We start from the raw sequence: 20,829 nt of genomic DNA on the forward strand, positions 1-20,829 counted from the left end.
GCGTGATGACGCGACTACACGACGACGTACGCCTGGCCGGCGCCTACCAGGCGGGCAACGGGATGCCGGAGTCCTCGCTCCGCGCCTGGGCGGGGCTGATCGCTTCGTTCGCACCGCGCCCGGCTCCCGCCGTGCTGGAGATCGGCGCGGGCACCGGCATGTTCTGTGCGGCGCTGGCCCGTTGGCAGCGGGCCGCTCCCGTGCTGGGGGTCGATCCCTCGGTACCGATGCTGGAGCAGGCACGGCGGCACAACGCGCACCCCGGCGTCCACTACGTGGTCGGCAGCGCGGAGGCGGTGCCGACCCGCGCGCAGAGCTTCGACCTCGCTCTGCTCTCCCGGGTGGTGCACCATCTGCCCGACCGCCCGTCGTGCGCCCGGGAGTTGGCGCGCGTCCTGCGGCCCGGCGGGGTGGCGGTGATCCGTACGACGTTCCGGGAGCGGCTGGACGCACTCGTCTACGACTACTGGCCCCGGCTGCGGGCCGTGGACGAGCAGCGGTTCCCCGGCCGCGAGGAGGTCCTCGCGGACTTCACCCGAGCGGGCTTCGCCGTCCGGGAGGTCACCTCCTTCGCCCAGCCGGTCACCCCGGGCCTGCGGGCCTACCACGAGCGGATGAGCACCCGGCCGCAGTCGAAGTTCGGCTGTCTGACGACGGAGGAGTTCGAGAACGGGCTGCGCCGCCTGGCAGGTGACGCGGCGTCCGAACCGGCCGCCGCACCCTGGCCCGTCCCGGAGCGGTACGACCTCGCGGTGCTGGCCCTCGACTGAGCGGGCCGCAGGGGGTCAGTCCGCACTGTCCCCGAGCGACTCCAGGAGGGTCCGGAGCGACTCGGCCAGGGCCGCCCGCTGCGGTCCGGTGAGCCCGGCGAGCAGGCGGTGCTCGGTGTCGAGGTGATCGGGCAGGGCCCGGTCGACGAGTTCGCGGCCCTCATCGGTGAGCTCGACGAGCACGCTGCGGCCGTCCGACTCGCTGGAGACGCGCGCCACCAGACCGCGCGCCTCCAGCCGGTCGAGCCGCTGGGTGACCGCCCCCGAGGTGATCATCGACGCGCGCATCAGCCCGGTCGGGGTGAGCCGGTAGGGCGGCCCGCTGCGGCGCAGCGTGGCGAGGACGTCGAACGACGCGGCGTCGAGCCCGTGCTCGGCGAAGGTCCGGCGCAGCTCGGACTCGACCAGCCGCGAGAGGCGCTTCAGCCGACCGATCACCGCCATCGGCGACGCGTCCAGATCGGGGCGCTCCGCAGCCCACTGCTCCACTACGCGGTCGACGTGATCTGCCATCGGCCCAGTGTAGTGGTCATGCCTTAGCGCTAAGTGACAGGCAGGCCGTCACGGCCACCCGGTGGAGGAGCCGGGCACCGTGCGCGTCACCGTCCTCGGGGCAGACGGAGGCACGGGGGGCGAGCGGTGGCCGAGGCCCTGTCGCGCGGCCACCGGGTCACCGCCACCCCGCGCCCTGCTCCCCCGCCCTGCGCCCGCCGCCCCGGCAGGCCGTCCGTAGACTGGGGTCACACGTTCCCCAGGGAAGGCGCGGCGATGTTCGAACGCGGCACGGACGGCCCCAAGGTGATCGTCGTCGGCGTGGACGGCTCGGACTCGTCCTGGCGAGCCGCCGCCTACGCCGCCGGACTGGCTCGCCGACAGGGCTCGAAGCTCGCGCTGGTGTACGTCCAGCCGGTGTCCGCCATGCTGGCGATGACCGGCTTCGGCGGCGAGCTCGGCGGCACCACCGAGAGCGTCGCCGAGGAGATCGTGCAGCAGGCCCGCGAGGCCGCCGAACGGCTCGGCTCGACCTTCAGCGTCCACTGGGAGTTCCACACCCTGGTCGGCGACCCGTTCACCGGTCTCGCCGACACGGCGGACGGCCTGCGCGCCGACGCCGTGGTGGTCGGCGCCTCCGAGCAGGCCGGTCACCGGGTGATGGGCTCACTCGCCGTCCGCCTGGTCAAGGCCGCGCGCTGGCCGGTCACCGTGGTGCCCTGAGGGGGCGTTCGATGGACGGATCCCCCGGCCGTCGGGCTTTGGACGACGCGGACACCTCCCGATCCTGAAGGACGGTCGGTGGGGCCTCGGTGAGCCCGTGCCGACCGGGCGGCGGTGGGCCCGGCATCGTAGCGGTCCCCGCCGCACGGCTTCCCGCCGCCCGCACCACCGACCCGATCCCGCTGCGCCCTGCCACCGGACCGTCGCGGGCGAGTGCGGAGGCGTCGATGGTCAGACGTTGCCGGTGGCTATCTCACCGAGGTCACTCCAGCCGTTCGCGCCGGCGGGGTCGCCACCGTTGTTGGCATACGCGGTGACACGGCCGTCCGCCTCGGTGTGGAGGTAGTCGGCGTGCGTGTCGGCGGTGAAGTCGACGAGCTGGACGCCGGTGTGGTCGGTGGTGACACCGGTCGCGATCCGCCCGATGGACTGCCAGCCGCCGTGTCGGTCGCCGCCGTGGTTCAGCCAGGTGGTGACGCTGCCATCGGGGTTGATGACGTGGTAGTCGGCCTTGCCGTCGCCGTCGAAGTCGGCGAGCCTGACGCGGCTTCGGTCGGTGGTGACACCGGTGGCGACCTGCCCGAGGCCGACCCAGCCGCCCGCGCCTGCGGGGTCGCCGCCACGGTTGAGGTAGGCGGTGACGGAGCCGTCGTCGGCGATGACGAGGTAGTCGGCCTTGCCGTCGCCGTCGAAGTCGGCGAACCGGACCTGGTCCTGCTGGGTGGTGGTGCCGGTGGCGACCCGGCCGATGGACTGCCAGCCGCCTCCGCCGGCGGGGTCACCACCGTGGTTGAGCCAGACGTTCACCGAACCGTCGGGGTTGATCACGATGTAGTCGGCCCTGCCGTCGCCGTCGAAGTCCGCGAGCCTGACCCGGCTGCGGTCGGTGGTGACACCGGTGGCGACCCGGCCCAGGGACTGCCAGCCGCCCGCGGGGTCGCCACCGTGGTTGAGCCAGACGTTCACCGAACCGTCGTCGCTGATGGTGACGTAGTCGGGTCGGCCGTCGCCGTCGAAGTCGGCCCACCGTACGCGGCCGCTGCCACCGGCCTCGGTGCCGGCCCGGGGGACGGCGGGTCGGGAGGCCCAGCCGTCGGCCACGACCCGGTCGAGGGCAGCGTGGAAGACCTGGGCCATCTTCCGGTAGCCGTTGTCGTTCGGGTGCAGCTGGTCGGGCAGGTCGGCGGCGGGATCGAGGGCGGCCGGTGCCACGTACCGGAAGTGCCGGCCGGCCCGCTGCCTGTCGGCCTGGAGGGCGCTGACCGTGCTGTTGAAGTCCGCCGTCTTCTGTTCGAGCCCGGGGGTGGCGGTGAGCAGTCCCTGGAGGATGACGGTCACCCGCGGCTTGTCGGCGTAGATGCGGTCGACGAGGTCGGACAGTCGGTGCGCGGCCTGCACCGCGTCGGCGTCCTTGTCCCACTTCAGGTCGTTGATGCCCAGGTGCAGCAGGACGACGTCCGGGTCGGCGGCCGACAGCCAGTTGTCGATGCCGGCCTGGATCTGTGCGATCCGGTAGCCGCTGTGGCCCTCGTGGTCCGGGTCCGGCACGCTTCCGGCGGATCCCGAGCCGACCAGGTCGATGGTGTAGGGGGACTGCTGCGCGGTCAGGTCCCACAGCGGCGCCCGGTAGCCCGCACCGGTGGAGCTGCCGGCGCCGGCGGTGATCGAGTCGCCGAGCGGCATGACCTTGACCAGGGGCGGCGCGGGCTTCGGCGCGGCGAGGGCGACGGTCGGAGCGAGACCGAGGCTGACGCCGGTCAGGGCGGTCAGCACCGCCAGGGTGCGGGTGACGGTGAGTTTCATGGCAGAGGATCCGGTTTTCGAACGGGGCCGGTGGTGGCCGGCCGTGGTTTTCGCGGTGGGGCACGACCGCTTCGCGTGTCGTGCGGCGCGCCGAGCGGGTGGGCGGTCACGCGAGCGGGTGGGCGCCCAACCCGCCGGGTCGGGTGCCCACCCGCTCGCCGAGGCGGGATCAGGCGCCGGTGGCGATCCGTCCGAGGTCCGCCCAGCCGCCTGCGCCGGCCGGGTCGCCGCCGTGGTTGGCCGCCGCGTGGGTGCTCCCGTCACCGGGGTTCCAGAGGTAGTCGGCCCTGCCGTCGCCGGTGAAGTCCGTGAGGAAGACGGAGTTCTGGTCGGTGGTCAGGCCGGTGGCGACCTGGCCGATGCTCTGCCAGCCGCTTCCGCCGGCGGGGTCACCACCGCGGTTGAGCCAGACGTTCACCGAGCCGTCGTCGCTGATGGTCAGGTAGTCGGTCCGGCCGTCGCCGTCGAAGTCGGCGAACCGGACCTGGTCCTGCCGGGTGGTGGTACCGGTGGCGACGCGGCCGATGGGCTGCCAGCCGTTCGGACCGGCGGGGTCGCCTCCTCGGTTGAGCCAGACGTTCACCGAGCCGTCGGGGTTGATCACGATGTAGTCGGCCCGGCCGTCACCGTCGAAGTCCGCGAGCCTGACCCGGCTGCGGTCGGTGGTGACACCGGTGGCGACCCGGCCCAGGGACTGCCAGCCGCCCGCGGGGTCGCCACCGTGGTTGAGCCAGACGTTCACCGAACCGTCGTCCTCGATCGTGACGTAGTCGGGCTTGCCGTCGCCGTCGAAGTCGGCGAAGCGCAACCGGCCGGCGCCGCCCACCTCGTCCACGGCGGCGGAGCGGCGGTTGCGGACCGTGTCGATCCACCCGGCGACGTCGTCCGTGCGCACCTCCACGGCGCCGGTGCGGGTTTCGCTGCTGCCGAGGCAACCTCCCTGCCAGGAAAGGCTGTTCACGCCGACGAGCTCGGTCCGGCCGTTGCTCTCCCGGAACGCCGGGCCGCCGGTGTCGCCCTTGCAGATGCTCGCGCCCGACGGGGACTTCCCGACGACACCGATGGTGGCTGCGCCGACCGAGTCCACCCCGAAGTCGGCGGCGTGGAGCCGGTCCGGGACCCACTCGTCCTTCGTGCGGCCGAAGCCGGTGACGCGCAGGGTGTCGCCCTTGGCCGGGGCCGACGTACCCAGTGCCGGCGGGGTGACGTCGAAGACCGGCTGGGCCAGCCTGACCATGACCAGGTCGCGGTCGTCGCGCGGCACCAGCTCGGCCGCGTCGACGACGTGCCCGGCCGAGGTGGCCGGGTTGCCGCGACCGACCGTCACCGTGGTCCGGTCCTTGGGCGCGCCCGCGGCGGGCTTGGCGCCCTGGGCCGGCTGGTCCACGAAGCAGCTTGCCGCGGTGACCACCCACCGCGGGTCGACCAGCGCTCCGGAGCAGCTCCGCTTGCCGCCGATGTCGAGCTTCGCGGTGAAGGCGTACGCGTCGGCTGACGCGGAGTCACCCACGAGGGCGCTTGCGGTGGTGGCGGTGGTGGCGATGCCGGCGCAGAACGCGGTGGCGACGAGAGCTGCGGCCCATCGGCCGCGTGGACGGGTCGTGGTCATGTGATCCCCCCAGGGTGTCTGTGCGTTGGGATGTCGGGTTCGGCGTGGTGCGGGTCAGCCGGTGACGCGGAGCTCCAGCAGGACGGAGCGGGCGCCGCCGGGAGTGCCCTCGCCGACGCTCTGGAAGCCGCCCTGGGCGATGTTGACGGTCTTGGTCGTGCCGTTGGCGCTGAGGTCGGCGCTGATCGGGTGGTCGACCGTCTCCAGGTAGAAGACCCGCGGGATCTCCAGGCTGAGGTAGCCGGTCTTGCCGAGAGTCCTGAAGCACACGTCGCCGGTGGTGCTCATGACGTGGATCTGCTGGTCCGAGGCGCCGCAGTCGGTGAGCATGATGTGCCCGTCGCCCTTGATCAGCTTGATCTTCTTGTCCTGCAGGATCCGGGCCGCGTCCGGGTAGGAGAAGTCCTCGACCGCGGACGGCGGGGTGTCGGCGTCGGCACCGGGCGTGGCGGACGCGGTCGGAGCGGCGGCCGCGCCGGACGCCGGGCCGGCAGTGGGCGCGGCCCAGGCGAGAGCCGGGGCGCCGGCACCGGCCAGGGCGATGGTGGAGGCCAGAGCGACGAACAGCTTGCGGGCACGTGATGTCATCAGGGATTCCCTTGCGTCAAAGGGCGGGTATTCATCACTGCGGATGGCGTTTTATGCCCCGGTGATGCGGGGAAACTATCCGACCCGGCCTGCGGATCGTCAAGTCGAATTCGTTTCCCATATACCGGGAATTTCGAACGGCACCGTTCCCGGGAAGGAGATTGTGTCGCCGGCCGACGGGGGCGATGGCTGATATGACGGATTCGTACCCCGCCAAGTGGCTGTTCCTGTATGTTTCCTGAGCGTTCGGTCAAAGCCGGTTAAGCGGCATGGGTATCGTCGGCCATGCCGATGTGCGGCGCTGGCGGCAATTGGCCGCCATTCAGCGAGATGAGTTTGCCTTGACGCGTGTATTGCGTTGGAAAGGCAGCCGGGGGAGGGAATCTCGCGCACTACGCGCGCTGTGCCTTCCACTGCTGCCTTCCGCTCTGATATTGGGATTGATCGGGGCCGCACCGGCTGCCTGGGCCGACGGCGCCGCCGGAGCCGTGGACCCCGCCGGACCGCTCCCGGCGACCGACCGCGGCCGGGTGGTCCAGCTGTGGCTGAACGGCGGTCCTGGTGTGCGGGCCGCCGCCGAGGTCGCCCTCACCGGCCGGGACGACGAGGTGCGCCGGTTCCTCCAGGAGGCTCCCGGGGAGCAGTTCCAGGACCAGCGGGTCGCGGTGGCGCAGATCATCAGCGTCGGCGGCGCCGGCCTCCAGGACGCCGGCCGCAAGGCCCTGGGCGGAAGCGCACAGGACCTGACGGCGTTCCTGGCGGACGGCTGGAAGGCCCCGCTGGCACAGGACCAGCGGGTGCGGGTCGCGCAGATCATCAGCGTCGGCGGGCCCAACGTCCAGGACGCCGGCCGGGCCGCGCTCAACGGTACGCCCGACGACATCAGGGCGTTCCTGGAGCAGGGCCAGTACGACCAGCGCGCGCAGGACGACCGGGTCCAGGTCGCACAGCTGATGAGCACCGGCGAGCCCAACGTCCAGGCGGCCGGCCGGCTCGCCCTGCACGGCTCTGCGGAGGACATCCGCGAGTTCCTGGAGGTCGGCCAGTACGTGGCCCGCAACCGGGACCAGGAGCACACCACCGTCGCCCAGCTGGCCGAGCAGGCCCGCGACGCCGGGCAGCGGGCCGCGGCCGAGACCCAGGCCGCGAAGGACGCCTCCGCCCGTGCGGTGACCGCCGCGCAGCAGGCCAGGGAGTCCGCGCAGCAGGCGGCCGCCGAGACCCGGGCGGCCAAGGGCGACGCCCAGCACGCCGCCTCCGCGGCCGGCCGGGCCGCCACCGCGGCCGCGGACGCCGCCGCTGCGGCGCAGCAGGCCATCGACGCCGCCCGCGCGGCCAACAACTCGGCCCGGGTGGCGGCGAACGCGGCCGCCCAGGCCGCCTCGGCCGCGGCCGGAGCGGCCGACGCCGCCGCCCGGGCCCAGAGTGCGGCGGCCGGCGCCGCCTCGGGCGCGACGGATGCCGCCGCCGCCCACCAGGCCGCCGAGAACGCCCGTACCGCTGCCGCGGGCGCCGACATGGCCGCCGACGCCGCCGACCAGGCCGGTGTCGCAGCCAAGGCCGCAGGCGACGCCGCGAGGGCCGCGGCCGGCGCCGGCGACCAGGCCAACGCCGCCGCCGACGCCGCCGACCAGGCCGGCAGCTACGCGGACCAGGCCGGGGCGCACTCCGACGCGGCGGCTGCCGCGGCGGCGGCGACGCGTCGTCACGCCCGCGAGGCCACCCGTGCGGCGAACGCCGCCGAGGCCCTGGCCGGCAAGGCCGCCTCCGCCGCGGGCGAAGCACGGGATGCGGCCCGCTCGGCCGCCGCCCACGCCAACGCCGCCGCGAAGGCCGCCGACGACGCCGCCGCCCACGCCGCCGACGCGGCCACCGCCGCCGACCAGGCCGCCGCCCACGCCGACGCGGCCAAGCAGGCCGCCGACGAGGCGGGCGCGGCGGTCGCCAAGGCCAAGGCCACCCACGACCTCGCCCAGCAGATCGAGGCCGAGGAGCTGACCGCGCACACCAACGCGGCCATCGAGAGGGCCCGCGACCTGAAGGCCCAGGAGGACCGGACGACCGCGGTCCAGGCCGCCGCCGTCCAGCAGGCCAAGGACCTCACCGCCCGGGCCCGGCAGCTCGCCGCCGACGCCGCCAAGCCCGGCGCCGACACCGGGGCCATCGCCGCGCAGGGCCGACAGGTCGCCCTGCAGGCGATGAAGACCAGCGGGCCGTGGAGCCAGACCGCGGCCGAGGTGGCCCTGACCGGATCCGACCGGGCCGTCGCCGACTACATCGGCACCGGCTTCACCCAGGCCGCCCAGCAGGACGAGCGCGCGCAGGTCCAGCGGCTTTCGGTGCTGTCCAGCTCGGATCCGATTCGCTCCGCCGCCGTGACCGCACTCGACGGAGGTCCCGCGAAGGTCACGGACTTCCTGAACAACGGTCAGTACCAGGCGGCCGTACAGGACCTGCGGGTATTCATCGCGAAGACGATCTCGATCGGCGGCCCGGAGGTGCAGGCGGCGGGCCGGTCCGCGCTCGACGCCGGCTCCGTCGACGCCTACCGGCAGTTCGTCGCCACCGGACAGTACTCGGCCCGGTACCAGGACGAGCGGGTCCGCGCCGCACAGCTGATCGACAGCGGCGGCCCGAGGGTCAAGGCCGCCGCCAGGATCGCCCTGGAGGGCCCGAGTGCCCTGCTGCACGCCTTCGTCCAGGTCGGCCAGTACCAGGCCCAGCGTCAGGACCAGCTCACCGACGTCCACAACGCGCAGATCGACCGGCTGATCGCCGACGCCTCGGCGACCGCCGCCACGGCCCGGCAGAACGCGGCCGAGGCCGGGCAGGCCGCAGCCACCGCCCGCAAGGCCGCCGACCAGGCCGCCGACTACGCGCGCCAGGCCCGCGACTCGGCCAACGACGCGCACAACTACGCCGACCAGGCCGCCCGGTCCGCCAACGACGCCGCTGCCTCCGCCGCGCAGGCGTCCCAGTCCGCACAGACCGCCCGCAAGGCGGAAGCCGACGCCAACGCCGCCGTCGCCCGCGCTCTCGACTCCGCGGCGGACGCCCAGACGTCGGCGAACTGGGCCCGTGGCTCCGCCAGTTCGGCATTCACCGCCGCCCAGCAGGCCCGCAGCTCGGCCGCGGCGGCCGGGCGCGACTCGGCTGCTGCCGACTCCGCGGCCAAGGACGCCTTCGGCATCGCGGTCACCAAGCGCGAGGCGCAGCTCGCCAAATGGCGGGAGCTGCAGGAACAGCTGCGGAAGAAGGCCGAGGCTCAGCACCAGCCCGACCACGACGACGACAGCTGGATCCCGGACTGGCTCTCCAGCGGCGCCAGTACCGCGTGGAACTACACCAAGGCCGTCTTCACCACTCCCGAGCTCTGGGTCGGGGCGAGCGAAACGGTGTTCGGCGCCGCGGTGACCACGTTCGGTGCGTCGGGCGACGTCGCGGGTGGCGGCCTGTGCCTCACCGGTGTCGGCTGTCTGGCCGGCGCCCCCGCCATCGCCGCCAGCACCGCCATCGCCGCGGGTGGTGCGTACATCACCACCGACGGCGTGACCCGCTTCAGCGACGGCGTTCGAATCGCACTGCAGGAGGCCGCTGACAGCAGCCAGTCCGGTGCCGCTGCCGGATCCTCCGGCAGCGGTGACATGGACGGCCTGATCAAGGTGAACAAGCCGGATCCCGCCGCGGACGCCCTGGCCAAGAGGATCGGCGGTGTCTCCCGCGTCCGCTTCGCGGATGGCTCCGACCCTCGCGAATATGATGTGATCAGTGATCAGTACGTTGCGCAGTCCAAGCCGGAGGACTTCAAGGTGGGAAGCGCGTTCCGGAACCAGGCCAAGGCCACCTTCGAGGCCGCACTGCGCACCGGCCGTACGCCCTACTTCCACTTCGAGGGCTCGCCGGATCCGGGCGTGATCTCGAAGTTGCAGGAGTACGCACAGCGTTACGGCCTCCAGCCCGTGATCGACACCGACCCGCTGGGAGGGTGACCCCGATGTATGAGTTTCACGGATGGTTCGGCATTGCGGAGTCCACCGAGGAGGCCGACGCCGGGGCACTCTCGGAAGGCGTGCAGGACCTTCGGGAGCGGATCGCGGGAATTCAGTGGGCAACCGCCGAGGTCCGGCTGACCGATCACAACGGGCAGTTCTTCCTGAACCTCGACGGTCTGGTCAACCGGCGCCGGGACGAGGCTGAGGAGGTCGCCGCGCTGCTGGACCACGTCGCCAAGCGGTTCCCGGGATCCTGGGGCCTGCTGTACGAGCGGTCGGACGACCTCGTCGAACCGCCCGGACCGGGCGCGTTCCGGGTGAGCGTCATGGCTCGCGGAACCGTGACCGAGCGTCTCGACCCGTTCCTCTCGCCCTGTTCCCCGGTGATCGAGGACTGACGGCGCAGGAAGGGAGGGTGGTACCACCGGCAACTCGGTGGTACCACCCTCTGTCGTTCCCGGGGGGCCGGCGTGTCGTTCCGGAGTGTCGTTCCGGGGCGATCGGACCGGACACGGGACCGGTAGCGGGACGTTGCGCTTGGAACCCCGCGCGCGGGACGCCCGAAGCACCCCGAGGGCCTCGCCGACCCGGTTGCGGCCCCCGGGTTCAGCCCTGCTCGACCGGGCCGATGGTGAGGGCGTGGACGGCCGGCCCCGCGCAGTGGTCGGTCTTCCAGGGCAGGAAGAGGGCGGCCTGCTCGTTCGGCGGGTAGATCCGCAGTCCCTGTGCCGGTGCGAGTTGGCACTCCGCCGGGTCGTAACCGCCGACGCCGTTGCTGTCGTGCAGGGTCGCCTTCGCCGTCCCGCCCGGCTTGAGCGTCACGGCGGCGACGCTGCCGGCGGCGCGCGCGGCGGCGTTGCCGGACTGCACGCCGTTGGCACCGACGTAGGAGACGCCGGGGTAGCCGGTCAGCGTGCAGCTGCCGGCCGAGGTGTTGGTGAACACCAGGGTCGCGTAGTACTGCCCCGCACCGACGCTGGGATCCTTCTGCACCACCGACAGTTGGCTGCTGGTGCACGCCCGCGTCGAAGCGGTACCGACGCGCACCGCGGTGGCCCCGGACGACTGCGACTGCCCGCCGCCACCGCCCGCGCCCGCACTCGCCGACCCGGTGCCTCCGGTACCTCCCGGGTCTCCCGCGGACCCGCTCCCCGAGGCCGCCGCGGCCGGCGGCGCCGCGGCCGACGAGCCGGCCGACGCCCCGCCCGAGGACGACGAGCACGCCGCGGTCGTCAGCGCCACGGCAGCGAGGACGGCGACCGGCGCCGCGATCGCGCGCCCCGCGGCGCCCATCCGATGAACAGACCTGATGCGCATTGGCTGTACCCCTTGCAACGGCACTGATCCTGCGAGCCCTGACACTTCCAACCTGCCCGCTGGAACCCCGGATACCCGCGCGTTACGGGGTTGTGGCAACCCTCGGACAGCACCGGGACACCCCGGCCCGCCGCACCGGCATGCCCGGCCGCACGGATCGGCGTCCCAACCGCAGGGATTCCCCCGCGTGTCCGCCCGCACACCCGGTGCAACCGCCGATGCGGACGGGCCGTCGCCGCCGGGCCCGGTCACTCCCAGCAGTCCCCGACCGCACGGAGCGCGGTGCGCAGCACCGCCTCGGCCGCGGTGAGCACGTCGGTCGAACGGGCGGCCAACGCGACCCCCACCGTCGGAAGTTCCTCGAACCCGGCGGTCGGGATGGTCGGCAGGAGCGTCGCCCCGAGCCGGGCGCAGCGGACGGCGACCCGTTCCAGCTGGTCGAGCAGGGCCGGCTGCGGGAGACGGACCCCGAGCGGGACCTGGTCGATGGTGCGTACGCAGTGGCCGGCCCGGTCGCGTACGGCGTCGAGCCTGGCCTGCAGCATGAAGGCCACCGCCGGACCGGTGAGCCGCAGGTTGGTCTCGGTCGGGGCGAGTCGGCCGGTGCGGTCCACGACGAAGTCGATGTCGTACCAGCCCCGGTGGCCCGCCTCGGCCAGCTCCCGGCCCACCGCGGTGCCGAAGGCGGTGGCCGGGGCCGCGAGCGCCTCCGGGACCACCCCGGGGCCGACCGTGGCACCCCGGTAGTGCACCTCGTCGACGTCCATCACCGCCACCCCCACGGCGTGGACACTGCCGTCCTCGGCGACCACGCCGTCGAAGGTGAGGTCGGGGAGGCCGCGGTGGGCGGCTATGTGCTCCTCCAGCAGGATCCCGCCCTGCGCGGGGAGGACCCGGGCGGCCGTCAGCCCGCGCAGCGCCGCCCGGGGACCGCCCGCCGCACCGACCTGGTCGGCCGTCAGGATGACGGTGCCGTAACCGCCGACGCCGTGCGGTGCCTTGAGGACGACGGTCCGCCCGCGTGCGGCGTGCTCCCGCACCAGCCGGACCAGCCGGCGCGGCGACCGGGCCGTCTGCCGGCCCGGCACCCGGACCGCGGGATGGTGCGGGGCGAGCCGGCTGAACAGCGCGTGCGACTCGACCTTGGACTCGAAGCGGCGGACGGCTTCGAGCACCGCGTGCGGCGCTGCGCCCGGCGTCTCGGCCGTCGCGGCGGCCGCACCCCAGGGGCGGACCGGCAGCCCGAGCTCCTCGATCCGCCGCCGCAGCGCGGGACGGGCCGCGAGCCCCTCGGCGAGCGTGGAGTGCTCGTCCGCGATCCCGCTGTGCACCTCCACCGGCTCCCAGGCCAGCACCTCGGCCAGCCGGCGGAGCCAGCCCTCCTCGGCCTGGTGCGGGAGGACGAGCAGGGCGGGGTGCGGGGTGTAGAACGCGGCCAGGCAGGAGTAGTGGTGGCCCAGCCTGCGCAGTTCCGGACCCTGCGGGAGGAACTGCCCGTTGAAGTCGGCGACGTTGCCGAGGTGAACGGCTCGTCGGCCACCCGTCCAGGCGTCCTGCCACGATGCGGCTCGCATCGTCCGAGCGTACGGTCCGGACAGGCCCGCCGGGACCGCTTCCGGCAGACCGGTCAGGCTCGGGTGGGGGTCACCCGCCCGGAGGCCGGGATGGGGTCCGAGACCGGTCGGTGCCGACGAAGGGGGTGGATGACGGAGTGGACGGGGCGGACGAGTGGACGGGGGCGGACGACGGGAGTTCGAAGACGGGCCCTACGCCTCGCCGGGGTGCCAGGCCGGCCACTCCCAGGGGCGGTCCGCCCAGCGCACCCGGACGGCGTCGTGCGGGTCCAGATCCGGGAAGAGCTGCTTGATCCGTGGCTCGAACTCCTCGGGGGCCAGCGGCTCCCAGCCCGTCCCGTGGAAGTGCACCAGCCGGTAGCGGCTGTCCGTGCGGAACTCGGCGATCTCCACCAACGGCGTCGTCTCGGACGCGTCGTCCTTGTTGCTGCTCATGTCCTCAGGATCGGCGGGCCCGCAGGTTCGCGCACCCGCACGACCGCCGTGCGGATGCCGCGCCGCTGTCCTGGTGGCCCCTCAGAACCGCACCCGGCCGACGGTCCTGCCCGGGGCGCGGCGCGCGCCGACACGCCGCGGGACGGGCGTTCCGCCGCACGGTCCTGGCTCGTTGAACACGGCGGCCCGCCGCCCGCGCGGGCCCGGAGTGTGCGGGAGGACGCGTGGAAGAGAAGTGGCAGGCACCGTGGCAGTACGAGTGGGAGCAGCAGCCGGACGCCCCGTTCCCGGCGGCACCGCCCGTCCCGCCGAGGCCGCTGGCGCCGCCGCCGACACCGTGGGAGCCGCCGGTCACTCCTCCGCCGCCACCGGGACGCCGGGCCCGCCGGGCGGCGATGGTGATCGGCGGCCTCACCGGCTTCGCGCTGCTGGGCGCGCTGCTGGCCACCTGCGGGCCGTCCGGCCGGAGCACCGGTGAGCTGGTCACCGCGCCCGTCTCGGGCAGCCCGGGCCCGAGCGGCGAGGCGAGCGCCGCCCTCGACCCGACCGCCGCCGCGGCCACGGGCTCCGTGAGCCCGTCGGCCTCGTCCTCCCCCTCGCCGTCCCCCTCGCCGTCGACGGCCCCGGACGTGGGCCCGACCACGGACCCGGGCACGGACCCCGGCACGGCGGCCGCCGCGTCCGGGGACGAGTCCGACCGGCAGCCCGAGCAGACGCGGACGCCCCGTCAGCACGGTCGGCCCGGACCGGCCGCGCCGCCCCACCCCAGGCCGCACCCCGCGCGGCCGTCGAACGGGACCCCTGGCAATCTGTTCCCGTCCCTGAAGGTGTGCTCCGAGGCCGAGCGGCTCGGTGAGTGGGCGCCGGGGTCGGAGCAGGCCAAGCTCTGCCGCAGCCTCTACGGCAGCTGATCCCGGCCCGCTGCCCGGGCCGGCTGCTCCCGCCCGCCGTCCCGACCCGCTGCCCCGGTCCGCCGGGCGGGTGCCCCGCGGCTCACCCGCGCGGCGTCTTCTCCCCGTGGACGGCGGTGTACTCGGCGGCCAGCCACGGCGCCAGGTCCTCGACCAGCAGGGCCAGCACCTCCGGCTCGGCGGTGGAGGTCCGGGCCACCGTCGCGGCGGTGCGCATCTGCTCGGCCCGCTCGGGGTAGTAGCGCGCGAAGATCTCGGCGGAGGCGGTCAGATCGCTGGTCCAGCCGCCCCAGCGCGGCATCACCAGGGTGAACCCGGCACGGACCAGGCGGCGCGAGACGCTCCGGGCGAGAGCCCCCGCCCCGGTTCCGGTGCCTCGCGCCAGCCGCTCGCGCCAGCCCGGGATCGCCGCTGCCAGATCGCCGTTGGTCTCCCGGGCCAGCAGTGAGGTCGGGCGGTAACGGGGCAGCCGGCCGGCCAGGTCCTCGCCGAGCAACGGCGTGCACAGGCAGGCGAGGAACCAGCCGAGGTCGTACCGTTCGAGTTCGCTCAGCACGGTGGCCTCGCTGAACAGCAGCACACCGCCGCCCACGACCTGCGGGAACTGCGCGTCGAGCGCCGCCCCGAGCGCCGCGGCCGCCGTCCGGTCGGCGGCGGTGGGCTCGCGGCGCAGCGCCAGCAGCAGGTCGAGGTCGGAACGGCCGGGGACGGCGGTGCCGCGCGGGATGCTGCCGTAGAGGTAGGCACTGTGCAGCACCGAGGGGCCGAAGGACTCGGTGATCCGGGTGCGGGCCGCGTCCACCACGGGCGCGAAGGCGTCCGGTACGCGGCTCAGCGCACCCTCGCGGGCGATGTACCCGTCGAGGTCCAGTCCCCGGTCCGTCACTGCGTGTCCCCCACCCGTCTCCCCCACCGGTCACCGCTTCCGCCGATCACGCCGGCGCTCTGCACCGGGCAGCCCGCTCCGAGCGAGCCCGCTGACGTCGGCCGCAGCCGTCAGAGGTCCTTGACCAGCTTCTCGAAGCGCAGGTCGGGCCGGCGCGGTATGCCGAAGCGCTCGTCGCCGTAGGGGAACGGCAGGTAGACGCCGGTACGGCGGAAGCCCCGGCACTCGTACCAGGCGATCAGGTCGGCCCGCTGCTCGATGACGGTCATCTCCAGCTCGGCGGCGCCCCACTGCTCCCGGGCGACGTGCTCGGCGTGTTCGAGCACGGCACGGCCGAGTCCGCCGCCCTGGCTCTCCGGGCGGACCGAGAACATGCCGAAGTAGGCGACGTTGTCCCGCCGTTCCAACTGGCAGCAGGCGAGCAGCCGGCCGGCCCGTTCGGCGACCAGGACCAGGCCGTGCGGGTGCTCGATGGCCTCGGTGACGCCCTCGGCGTCGGTACGCCGGCCGTCCAGCAGGTCGGCCTCGGTGGTCCAGCCGACCCGGCTGGCGTCACCCCGATAGGCGGACTCGACCAGCGCCACCAGCGCGGGCACGTCCGCCGCCCCGGCCGGACGGAACGTCAGCTCAGCACCCTCGGACGACACGCGCCTCTCCCTCTGCTCCGTCTGCTCCGCGGACCGCCGGTCTCCGAGCGGCCCGACTGCATCGTGCCACACCCGGAAGCGGTCTTCCGGGCACCGCCCCTCCCGAGTCCCGCAGCCTGCCGCCTCGCGGTCCTCGAAGTCCGCGAGGGTGCGGAGGAGTTGGCCACCGCCCGCACCGGACGGGGCGCCGGTGACCGGGCGGGCCCCGGTCCGCCTCCGGCTCCGGTTCCGCCCCCGGGTCAGCAGGGGCTCCTCGCCGGGGCGGGTGTCCGGCCCGGCCGCCCCTCCTGCCCCAAGGAGCCCCGCCGCTCCCCACCCGGCCGCCGACCGCCCGGACCCTCGTCACGGACCTGGCCACCCACCGTCGGCCTCGACCTCATCTCGACCACGACCCGCACGGCGCGGGTCGGCCGCCGGGTCACAATGTCGCCATGACGTTGATCTACACCCTGGCCGGACTGCTCGTCCTGCTGATCACAGTGGCGAGCATCCTGCGCACCCTGGTGGTACCGCGCGGACTGTACTCGGCCCTGGTCTACCGGCTCTGGGCCGTGCTGCGCGGCGCGCTCAGGTGGCTGGCGGCACCGTTCGGCGGTGGCTACCAGGTGCACGACCGGGCACAGACCTGGCTCGCCCCGCTGATACTGGTCGGCATGCTCAGCACCTGGCTGATCGGCATGCTCTGCGCCTACACCCTGCTGCTGCACGGTACTTCGGCCCTGCCCTGGGGCACCTCCTTCCGCGAGGCCGGGTCCAGCCTCTTCACCCTGGGCTTCGCCAGCAGCGACCGGCTGCGGCTGAGCGCCCTGGACTTCGTGGCCGCCGCGAGCGGCCCGCTGACCATCGCCCTGCTGATCGGCTACCTGCCGACCCTCTACGGCTCCTACAACCGGCGCGAGGTGGAGGTGACCCTGCTGGAGTCCCGGGCGGGCGAACCGGCCTGGGGTCCCGAGCTGCTGGCCCGTCAGTCACTGGTGGACACCGAGACCGCGCTGCCGCAGCTCTACCGCGACTGGGAGCGGCTGGCCGCCGACATCGGCGAGGGACACTCCAACTACCCGGTGCTGCTCTCCTTCCGCTCCCCGCAGCCCAACCGCAACTGGGTGGTCGCCCTGATCGCCGTGCTGGACGCGGCGGCGATCCAGCTCGCCATCTGCCCGCGCTCCGCTCCGCCGGAGGCCCGGCTGGTGCTGCGCGCCGGGTTCACCGCCATGCGCGACATCGCCCGGACCCTGCGGATCGACTTCGACGCCGACCCCGAGCCGGAAGCCCCGATCCGGCTCAGCTACGAGGAGTTCGACGCGGCGGTCGCCATGATCGTCGCAAGTGGAGTCATGAAGGAGCGTGAAGTCGTCGACGCCTGGCCGCACTTCCGTGGCTGGCGGGTCAACTACGAGTCACTGGCCTACGAGTTGGCCCGGCGCTGCGACGCCGTACCCGCCCTGTGGTCCGGCCCGCGCGACTTCCCCTCCAGCCCGATCCCGCCCCGTCGTCCGGCCGACCGCCGTCCCAAGTCCGACTGATCCTCCGCCAAGGATCCGTCGGCAACCCGCGGCGCGCCGCCAGAAGCACGTCAACGTCGCATGCTTTTCCCGGAAAAGGGAGTTCACTGGACGGGTGCCCAACCGTCCTCTTCCGAGGTCCGCTCCGGCGGCCGCCGTGCTGCCGCGTCCGGTGGTGCACGGCGCGAGCCGTCAACCGCTGCTCGACCCCTGGTTCCTGCCGGAGACACCCGGTCCCGGCGTCCTGGCCGCACACGTCCTGCTCACCGGGAACGGTGTGTACTGGGCCGACCGGCCGCTCTCGCCGCGGACCGTGCTGGTGCAGTGCGGTCCGCACCGCGTCCTGCGCGGAGATCCGCGGTTCATCACGGCCGAGCGGCTCGCCCCGCTCGGACGCGGCCAGTTCAGCGCGCCCGACCGCTTCCTGCCGCTGCTCGGCCGGACCTTCGCCTCGGTCATGCCCTGGGTGCGGGTGATCTGCACCCAGCAGCACCCGCCCCGCCTCCCCGACCTCCCGCCCGGCATCCGGCTGCGCCCCCTGACCACGGCGGACGCCGCGGCCCAGCTCGCCGGGCTGGACCCGGGCCTGCGCTGGATCACCGAGACCTGGGGACCGAACCGTGCGCCGGCCGCGGCGGCCGGTGCCTGGGGCGCCTTCGACCGGGGTCGGCTGGTCTCGGTGGCGGCCACCTACCTGCGCGGCCGCTGCTACGAGGACGTCGCCGTGGTGACCGTCCCGGAGTTCCGCCGGGCGGGACTCGGCCTCGCCTGCGTCGGCGCGGTCAGCGGTGCCGTCCGCCGCCGCGGGCGGATCCCGACCTGGTCGGTGCCCAGCTCCAACGGCCCCAGCCGTGCCCTGGCCGAGGCGGCGGGCTTCGTCCCGGTCCGCCGGGAGACGGTCTACTGGGTCGGCCCGGGCCGGGTGGCGGCACCGCGTTGAGTGCCGACCGGGGCCCGGGTCAGCCGAAGGTCAGGTCGCGGTCCGCGTAGGCGTGCATGGGTTCGTGCTTCCAGGGCTCCGGCCGCAGGCCGAGGTCACGCAGTCCGAGGCGGGCGGCGACCGCCCGTGAGGCAGTGTTGTGAGCGTGGATCCAGGCGACCACGGGGAGGTCGGGGTCCTGCCGGACGGCCGTGCGGATCGCGGCCCGGCAGAGCTCCGTGGCGTAGCCGTTGCCCCAGTGGGCGGGAGCCAGGCGGTAGTAGAGGTTCCAGAAACCCGGGTTCTGGCGCTGGGCGCCCCCGACGCCGACCACCGTGCCGTCGCTGCGGAGCCGGGCCATCCAGTAGCTGACCCCGGTCGACTCCCGGTGCTCGGTGCAGCGTTCGATCCACCGCTCGGTGACCCCCGGAGCGGTGTGACGGCCCTCGGGGTGGTGACGCCAGGTGGCGGGGTCGGAGGTGATGGCGTAGAGGGCTGCCAGGTCCGCCGGGCCGACGGCCCGTAGCTCCAGGCGTTCGGTCAACACCGGCTGCGGCACACTCGGATCGGTCATCCGGTGATCGTAGCGGTCTGCCCCGCCGGCACCCGCACCTGCCGCGTGACACCGGCCGAACGTCCCATATCACGTTCCGGGTCACGGGCGGCGGGAATGGCTGAAATCGACTCAGATACCTTGATGGAAAGGCTTGTTGCGGTCGAAGGCGGCACTCATCCTGAAACCCCTTGGCATGGCCAGGGAAACCCCTCGGGGCCCAAACCACAGGCAGGACAGGAGCAGCAGATGAGAAGCACGTCCGTCCTCCCACGCGTCACACTGGTACTGATCGGCGGACTGGTCACGGCCGGGCTGGTCGCACCCCCCGCGTCAGCCGCCGACACCCCGGTCGACCTGGCCTGCCAGGCGACGCCGCCGATCGGCTCCGCGCAGACCTTCGACCTGCACGCCGGGGTCAACGCCACCGCGCCGGACTCGGTGGCCGCCGGCAGCCGGTTCTCCGTCACCCTGGCCCCCGACCCGCTCACGGTCCCGGGCTCGGTGAGCGGGTACACCCTGCGGTCCATCAGCGGCATCCGGCTCACCGTCCCGGTGCCCGCGAACGCCACCCTGCTCGGCGAGTCGATCACGGGCGGCACCAGCCCGGGCAGCGCGAGCGTCGCCGTCAGCGGCTCCGACGTCGTTGTCACGGTGAACGGTTCGATCCCCGGCGGGAGCACGTTCACGCTGCCCGCGCTCACCCTCGACCTGGCGGCCGGTGCCGCCGGCGGCACCGTCCGGACCATGCTCGGCGGCACCAGCTACGCCTCCCCCGGCCTGACCTTCACGGCGACCGTCCCGCTCGGCTTCTTCACCGTCCAGGTGCCCACCGCCTGCTTCCCCTCGTCGCAGCAGGTCCTGAGCTCCACGAACGTCGACTGAACGGCGATCCGCGGCGTCGTTGTCCTGACGTCGAGTCAGGACAGCGGCGCCGCAGCGCCTTTCGGCTCGGGCGTTCTCCTGGTACGACCCGCCCTGAACGCAGCAGCCCGTGGGGCCTCACCGTTCTGTCTCGTGAGGTCGGGAACGCGGCCTGCGGGCGGCCTCCGCCGGGTGATCCGGCTGTCCGGACAGCAGGGCGTTCCAGAAACCCGGTGATCGTGTGGGTCCACAGGTCGCGGCGGTCCGAGGGGTGCGGGCTGGGCCGTCACGCACGCAACGAGGCTCCGGTTGCACCAAGGCCGCGACGTTGAGCGGCCGATAGCCTTGTCAAGGCCCTGCGGCGGAAGTTGATAGTTCGGCAGCTACGAGAACGGGACCTCTGGTAGAGGCAGGGAAGTCGACCAAGACGTTCCTGCTCCGAGAGGTCCCGTCGCCCGACCCTTCTGCCATCACCACGTTGACGCGCACCGTCACCGTCGCCGAGGGCGTTTTCACTCCAGGGCACCTGGGCGAGTTGACGCAGTACGTTCCCTTCGAACTCGTCGACGACGTGCTGGAGCGGACCCGCGCCGTCCAGGCCCGCGTGCGCTGCCTGCCCCCGCACGTGGGCGGGCACTTCCTCCTCGTCCCTGGGTCTGTTCCCGGCGCTGGGCTACCGACGGGTGCGGGACGAGCTTGTCGCGGGCCTGCACGGGTCGGATCGACGTGCGCCCTCGGAGAAGGTGCTTCGGCACCTGCGGCAACGCCTCGGGCCGGCGCCGCTGCGGGCGTTGTTCGAGGTCGGCCCCCGGCCACGGCCTCGCGAGACCACCAGGTGTCCGACCATTCGCCTTCATCCGAGAAGATCGACCGCACTGTCGGCCCGTCGGCGCTCGCCACGGAAAATGTCCGGGCGGGGCAACTGGTCCTCTTCCACGAAATCCTCTGCAATGCACAGCCACTGCGGTCGGCTGCTTACACTGACCGCCAGGCGTCACTTTTTGTAATTCCGACGAAAGGCGGTGCACCCGCCCCTCCGTTACAGAACCCGACGACCGAGTCGGCCTCTGCTCACCGGCCGGCGGTTGAAGAACAAGTTCAGCTTGTCCGCGACAGGGACCGCGTGAACACCGTGATCCCGTCGGCAGACCGGGGTCATCGTCAAGCGCTTGGGCACGGATTCCCGGTGCGGCATCGGCCCGTTCGACCTCCGCCCGCGCCTGGTCACCACGCCCTTCATCACT

Annotated in this window: 18 protein-coding genes and 1 pseudogene; 9 read left to right on the forward strand and 10 right to left on the reverse strand. The window is 73.6% G+C overall.

The window, feature by feature from the left end; all coding sequences use genetic code 11:
- Window positions 1-5 precede the first annotated feature (5 nt).
- Entirely contained in the window at window positions 6-770 is a 765-nt protein-coding gene (locus ACFC1R_RS04690; RefSeq protein ID WP_375932652.1) for a methyltransferase domain-containing protein, read from the forward strand.
- A gap of 15 nt (window positions 771-785) precedes the next feature.
- Here the strand turns inward: ACFC1R_RS04690 and ACFC1R_RS04695 are convergent, their stop codons facing one another.
- Window positions 786-1,283: a MarR family winged helix-turn-helix transcriptional regulator gene (locus tag ACFC1R_RS04695; RefSeq protein WP_375932655.1), complete on the reverse strand. Its 498-nt coding sequence runs from the start codon at window positions 1,281-1,283 to the stop codon at window positions 786-788.
- A gap of 255 nt (window positions 1,284-1,538) precedes the next feature.
- Here ACFC1R_RS04695 and ACFC1R_RS04700 point away from each other — a divergent pair, with 255 nt between their 5' ends.
- Window positions 1,539-1,985 (forward strand): universal stress protein, encoded by a 447-nt coding sequence (locus ACFC1R_RS04700; protein WP_045305661.1) that lies wholly within the window; start codon window positions 1,539-1,541, stop codon window positions 1,983-1,985.
- Window positions 1,986-2,216: 231 nt separating this feature from the next.
- On the opposite strand, the gene ACFC1R_RS04705 is transcribed toward ACFC1R_RS04700, so the two are convergent.
- From ACFC1R_RS04705 to ACFC1R_RS04715, 3 genes are all read right to left on the reverse strand, one after another.
- The gene (locus ACFC1R_RS04705) at window positions 2,217-3,788 is read right to left on the reverse strand and encodes an FG-GAP-like repeat-containing protein (RefSeq protein WP_375932658.1); all 1,572 of its coding nucleotides are present in this window, start codon (window positions 3,786-3,788) and stop codon (window positions 2,217-2,219) included.
- A gap of 169 nt (window positions 3,789-3,957) precedes the next feature.
- Window positions 3,958-5,397, reverse strand: a complete 1,440-nt coding sequence (locus tag ACFC1R_RS04710) for an FG-GAP-like repeat-containing protein (RefSeq protein ID WP_375932661.1) — start codon at window positions 5,395-5,397, stop codon at window positions 3,958-3,960.
- Between the two features lie 54 nt (window positions 5,398-5,451).
- Window positions 5,452-5,985, reverse strand: coding sequence for a hypothetical protein (locus tag ACFC1R_RS04715; RefSeq protein ID WP_375932664.1), 534 nt, complete (start codon window positions 5,983-5,985; stop codon window positions 5,452-5,454).
- 434 nt (window positions 5,986-6,419) lie between these two features.
- Here ACFC1R_RS04715 and ACFC1R_RS04720 point away from each other — a divergent pair, with 434 nt between their 5' ends.
- Both ACFC1R_RS04720 and ACFC1R_RS04725 read left to right on the forward strand, forming a co-directional pair.
- Entirely contained in the window at window positions 6,420-9,974 is a 3,555-nt protein-coding gene (locus ACFC1R_RS04720; protein ID WP_375932667.1) for a restriction endonuclease fold toxin, read from the forward strand.
- Window positions 9,975-9,979: 5 nt separating this feature from the next.
- On the forward strand, window positions 9,980-10,375 hold the full coding sequence (locus tag ACFC1R_RS04725) for an Imm7 family immunity protein (protein ID WP_375932670.1): 396 nt from the start codon (window positions 9,980-9,982) through the stop codon (window positions 10,373-10,375).
- 208 nt (window positions 10,376-10,583) lie between these two features.
- Here ACFC1R_RS04725 and ACFC1R_RS04730 read toward each other — a convergent pair whose 3' ends face one another.
- From ACFC1R_RS04730 to ACFC1R_RS04740, 3 genes are all read right to left on the reverse strand, one after another.
- Window positions 10,584-11,294: a DUF4232 domain-containing protein gene (locus ACFC1R_RS04730; protein WP_375932673.1), complete on the reverse strand. Its 711-nt coding sequence runs from the start codon at window positions 11,292-11,294 to the stop codon at window positions 10,584-10,586.
- Window positions 11,295-11,542: 248 nt separating this feature from the next.
- Window positions 11,543-12,868, reverse strand: coding sequence for a hypothetical protein (locus tag ACFC1R_RS04735; RefSeq protein ID WP_375932676.1), 1,326 nt, complete (start codon window positions 12,866-12,868; stop codon window positions 11,543-11,545).
- Between the two features lie 192 nt (window positions 12,869-13,060).
- Complete coding sequence (locus ACFC1R_RS04740; RefSeq protein WP_375932679.1) at window positions 13,061-13,303, reverse strand: hypothetical protein; 243 nt, start codon at window positions 13,301-13,303, stop codon at window positions 13,061-13,063.
- A 224-nt stretch (window positions 13,304-13,527) separates the two neighbouring features.
- Here ACFC1R_RS04740 and ACFC1R_RS04745 point away from each other — a divergent pair, with 224 nt between their 5' ends.
- Window positions 13,528-14,214, forward strand: coding sequence for a hypothetical protein (locus ACFC1R_RS04745; protein ID WP_375932682.1), 687 nt, complete (start codon window positions 13,528-13,530; stop codon window positions 14,212-14,214).
- A gap of 82 nt (window positions 14,215-14,296) precedes the next feature.
- On the opposite strand, the gene ACFC1R_RS04750 is transcribed toward ACFC1R_RS04745, so the two are convergent.
- Entirely contained in the window at window positions 14,297-15,100 is an 804-nt protein-coding gene (locus tag ACFC1R_RS04750; protein ID WP_375932685.1) for a nucleotidyltransferase, read from the reverse strand.
- Between the two features lie 110 nt (window positions 15,101-15,210).
- Window positions 15,211-15,747 (reverse strand): GNAT family N-acetyltransferase, encoded by a 537-nt coding sequence (locus tag ACFC1R_RS04755; protein WP_375932688.1) that lies wholly within the window; start codon window positions 15,745-15,747, stop codon window positions 15,211-15,213.
- Between the two features lie 431 nt (window positions 15,748-16,178).
- Between ACFC1R_RS04755 and ACFC1R_RS04760 the strand changes: the two genes are divergently transcribed.
- Window positions 16,179-17,270: a hypothetical protein gene (locus ACFC1R_RS04760; protein WP_375932691.1), complete on the forward strand. Its 1,092-nt coding sequence runs from the start codon at window positions 16,179-16,181 to the stop codon at window positions 17,268-17,270.
- A gap of 94 nt (window positions 17,271-17,364) precedes the next feature.
- A complete protein-coding gene (locus ACFC1R_RS04765) occupies window positions 17,365-18,189 on the forward strand; it encodes a GNAT family N-acetyltransferase (RefSeq protein WP_375932694.1) in 825 nt (274 codons plus the stop codon).
- Window positions 18,190-18,208: 19 nt separating this feature from the next.
- Here ACFC1R_RS04765 and ACFC1R_RS04770 read toward each other — a convergent pair whose 3' ends face one another.
- Window positions 18,209-18,742 carry a GNAT family N-acetyltransferase gene (locus tag ACFC1R_RS04770; protein ID WP_375932697.1) on the reverse strand — a complete coding sequence of 178 codons (534 nt, stop codon included), beginning with the start codon at window positions 18,740-18,742 and terminating at the stop codon, window positions 18,209-18,211.
- Window positions 18,743-18,970: 228 nt separating this feature from the next.
- Between ACFC1R_RS04770 and ACFC1R_RS04775 the strand changes: the two genes are divergently transcribed.
- Window positions 18,971-19,606, forward strand: a complete 636-nt coding sequence (locus ACFC1R_RS04775; RefSeq protein ID WP_375932700.1) for a cyclase — start codon at window positions 18,971-18,973, stop codon at window positions 19,604-19,606.
- 412 nt (window positions 19,607-20,018) lie between these two features.
- A pseudogene (locus ACFC1R_RS04780) lies at window positions 20,019-20,406 on the forward strand (transposase domain-containing protein); the annotation flags it as partial.
- Between the last annotated feature and the right edge of the window lie 423 nt (window positions 20,407-20,829).

Origin of the sequence: Kitasatospora sp. NPDC056138 (assembly GCF_042264695.1) — a bacterium.
In the GTDB taxonomy this organism is placed as follows: Bacteria; Actinomycetota; Actinomycetes; order Streptomycetales; family Streptomycetaceae; genus Kitasatospora.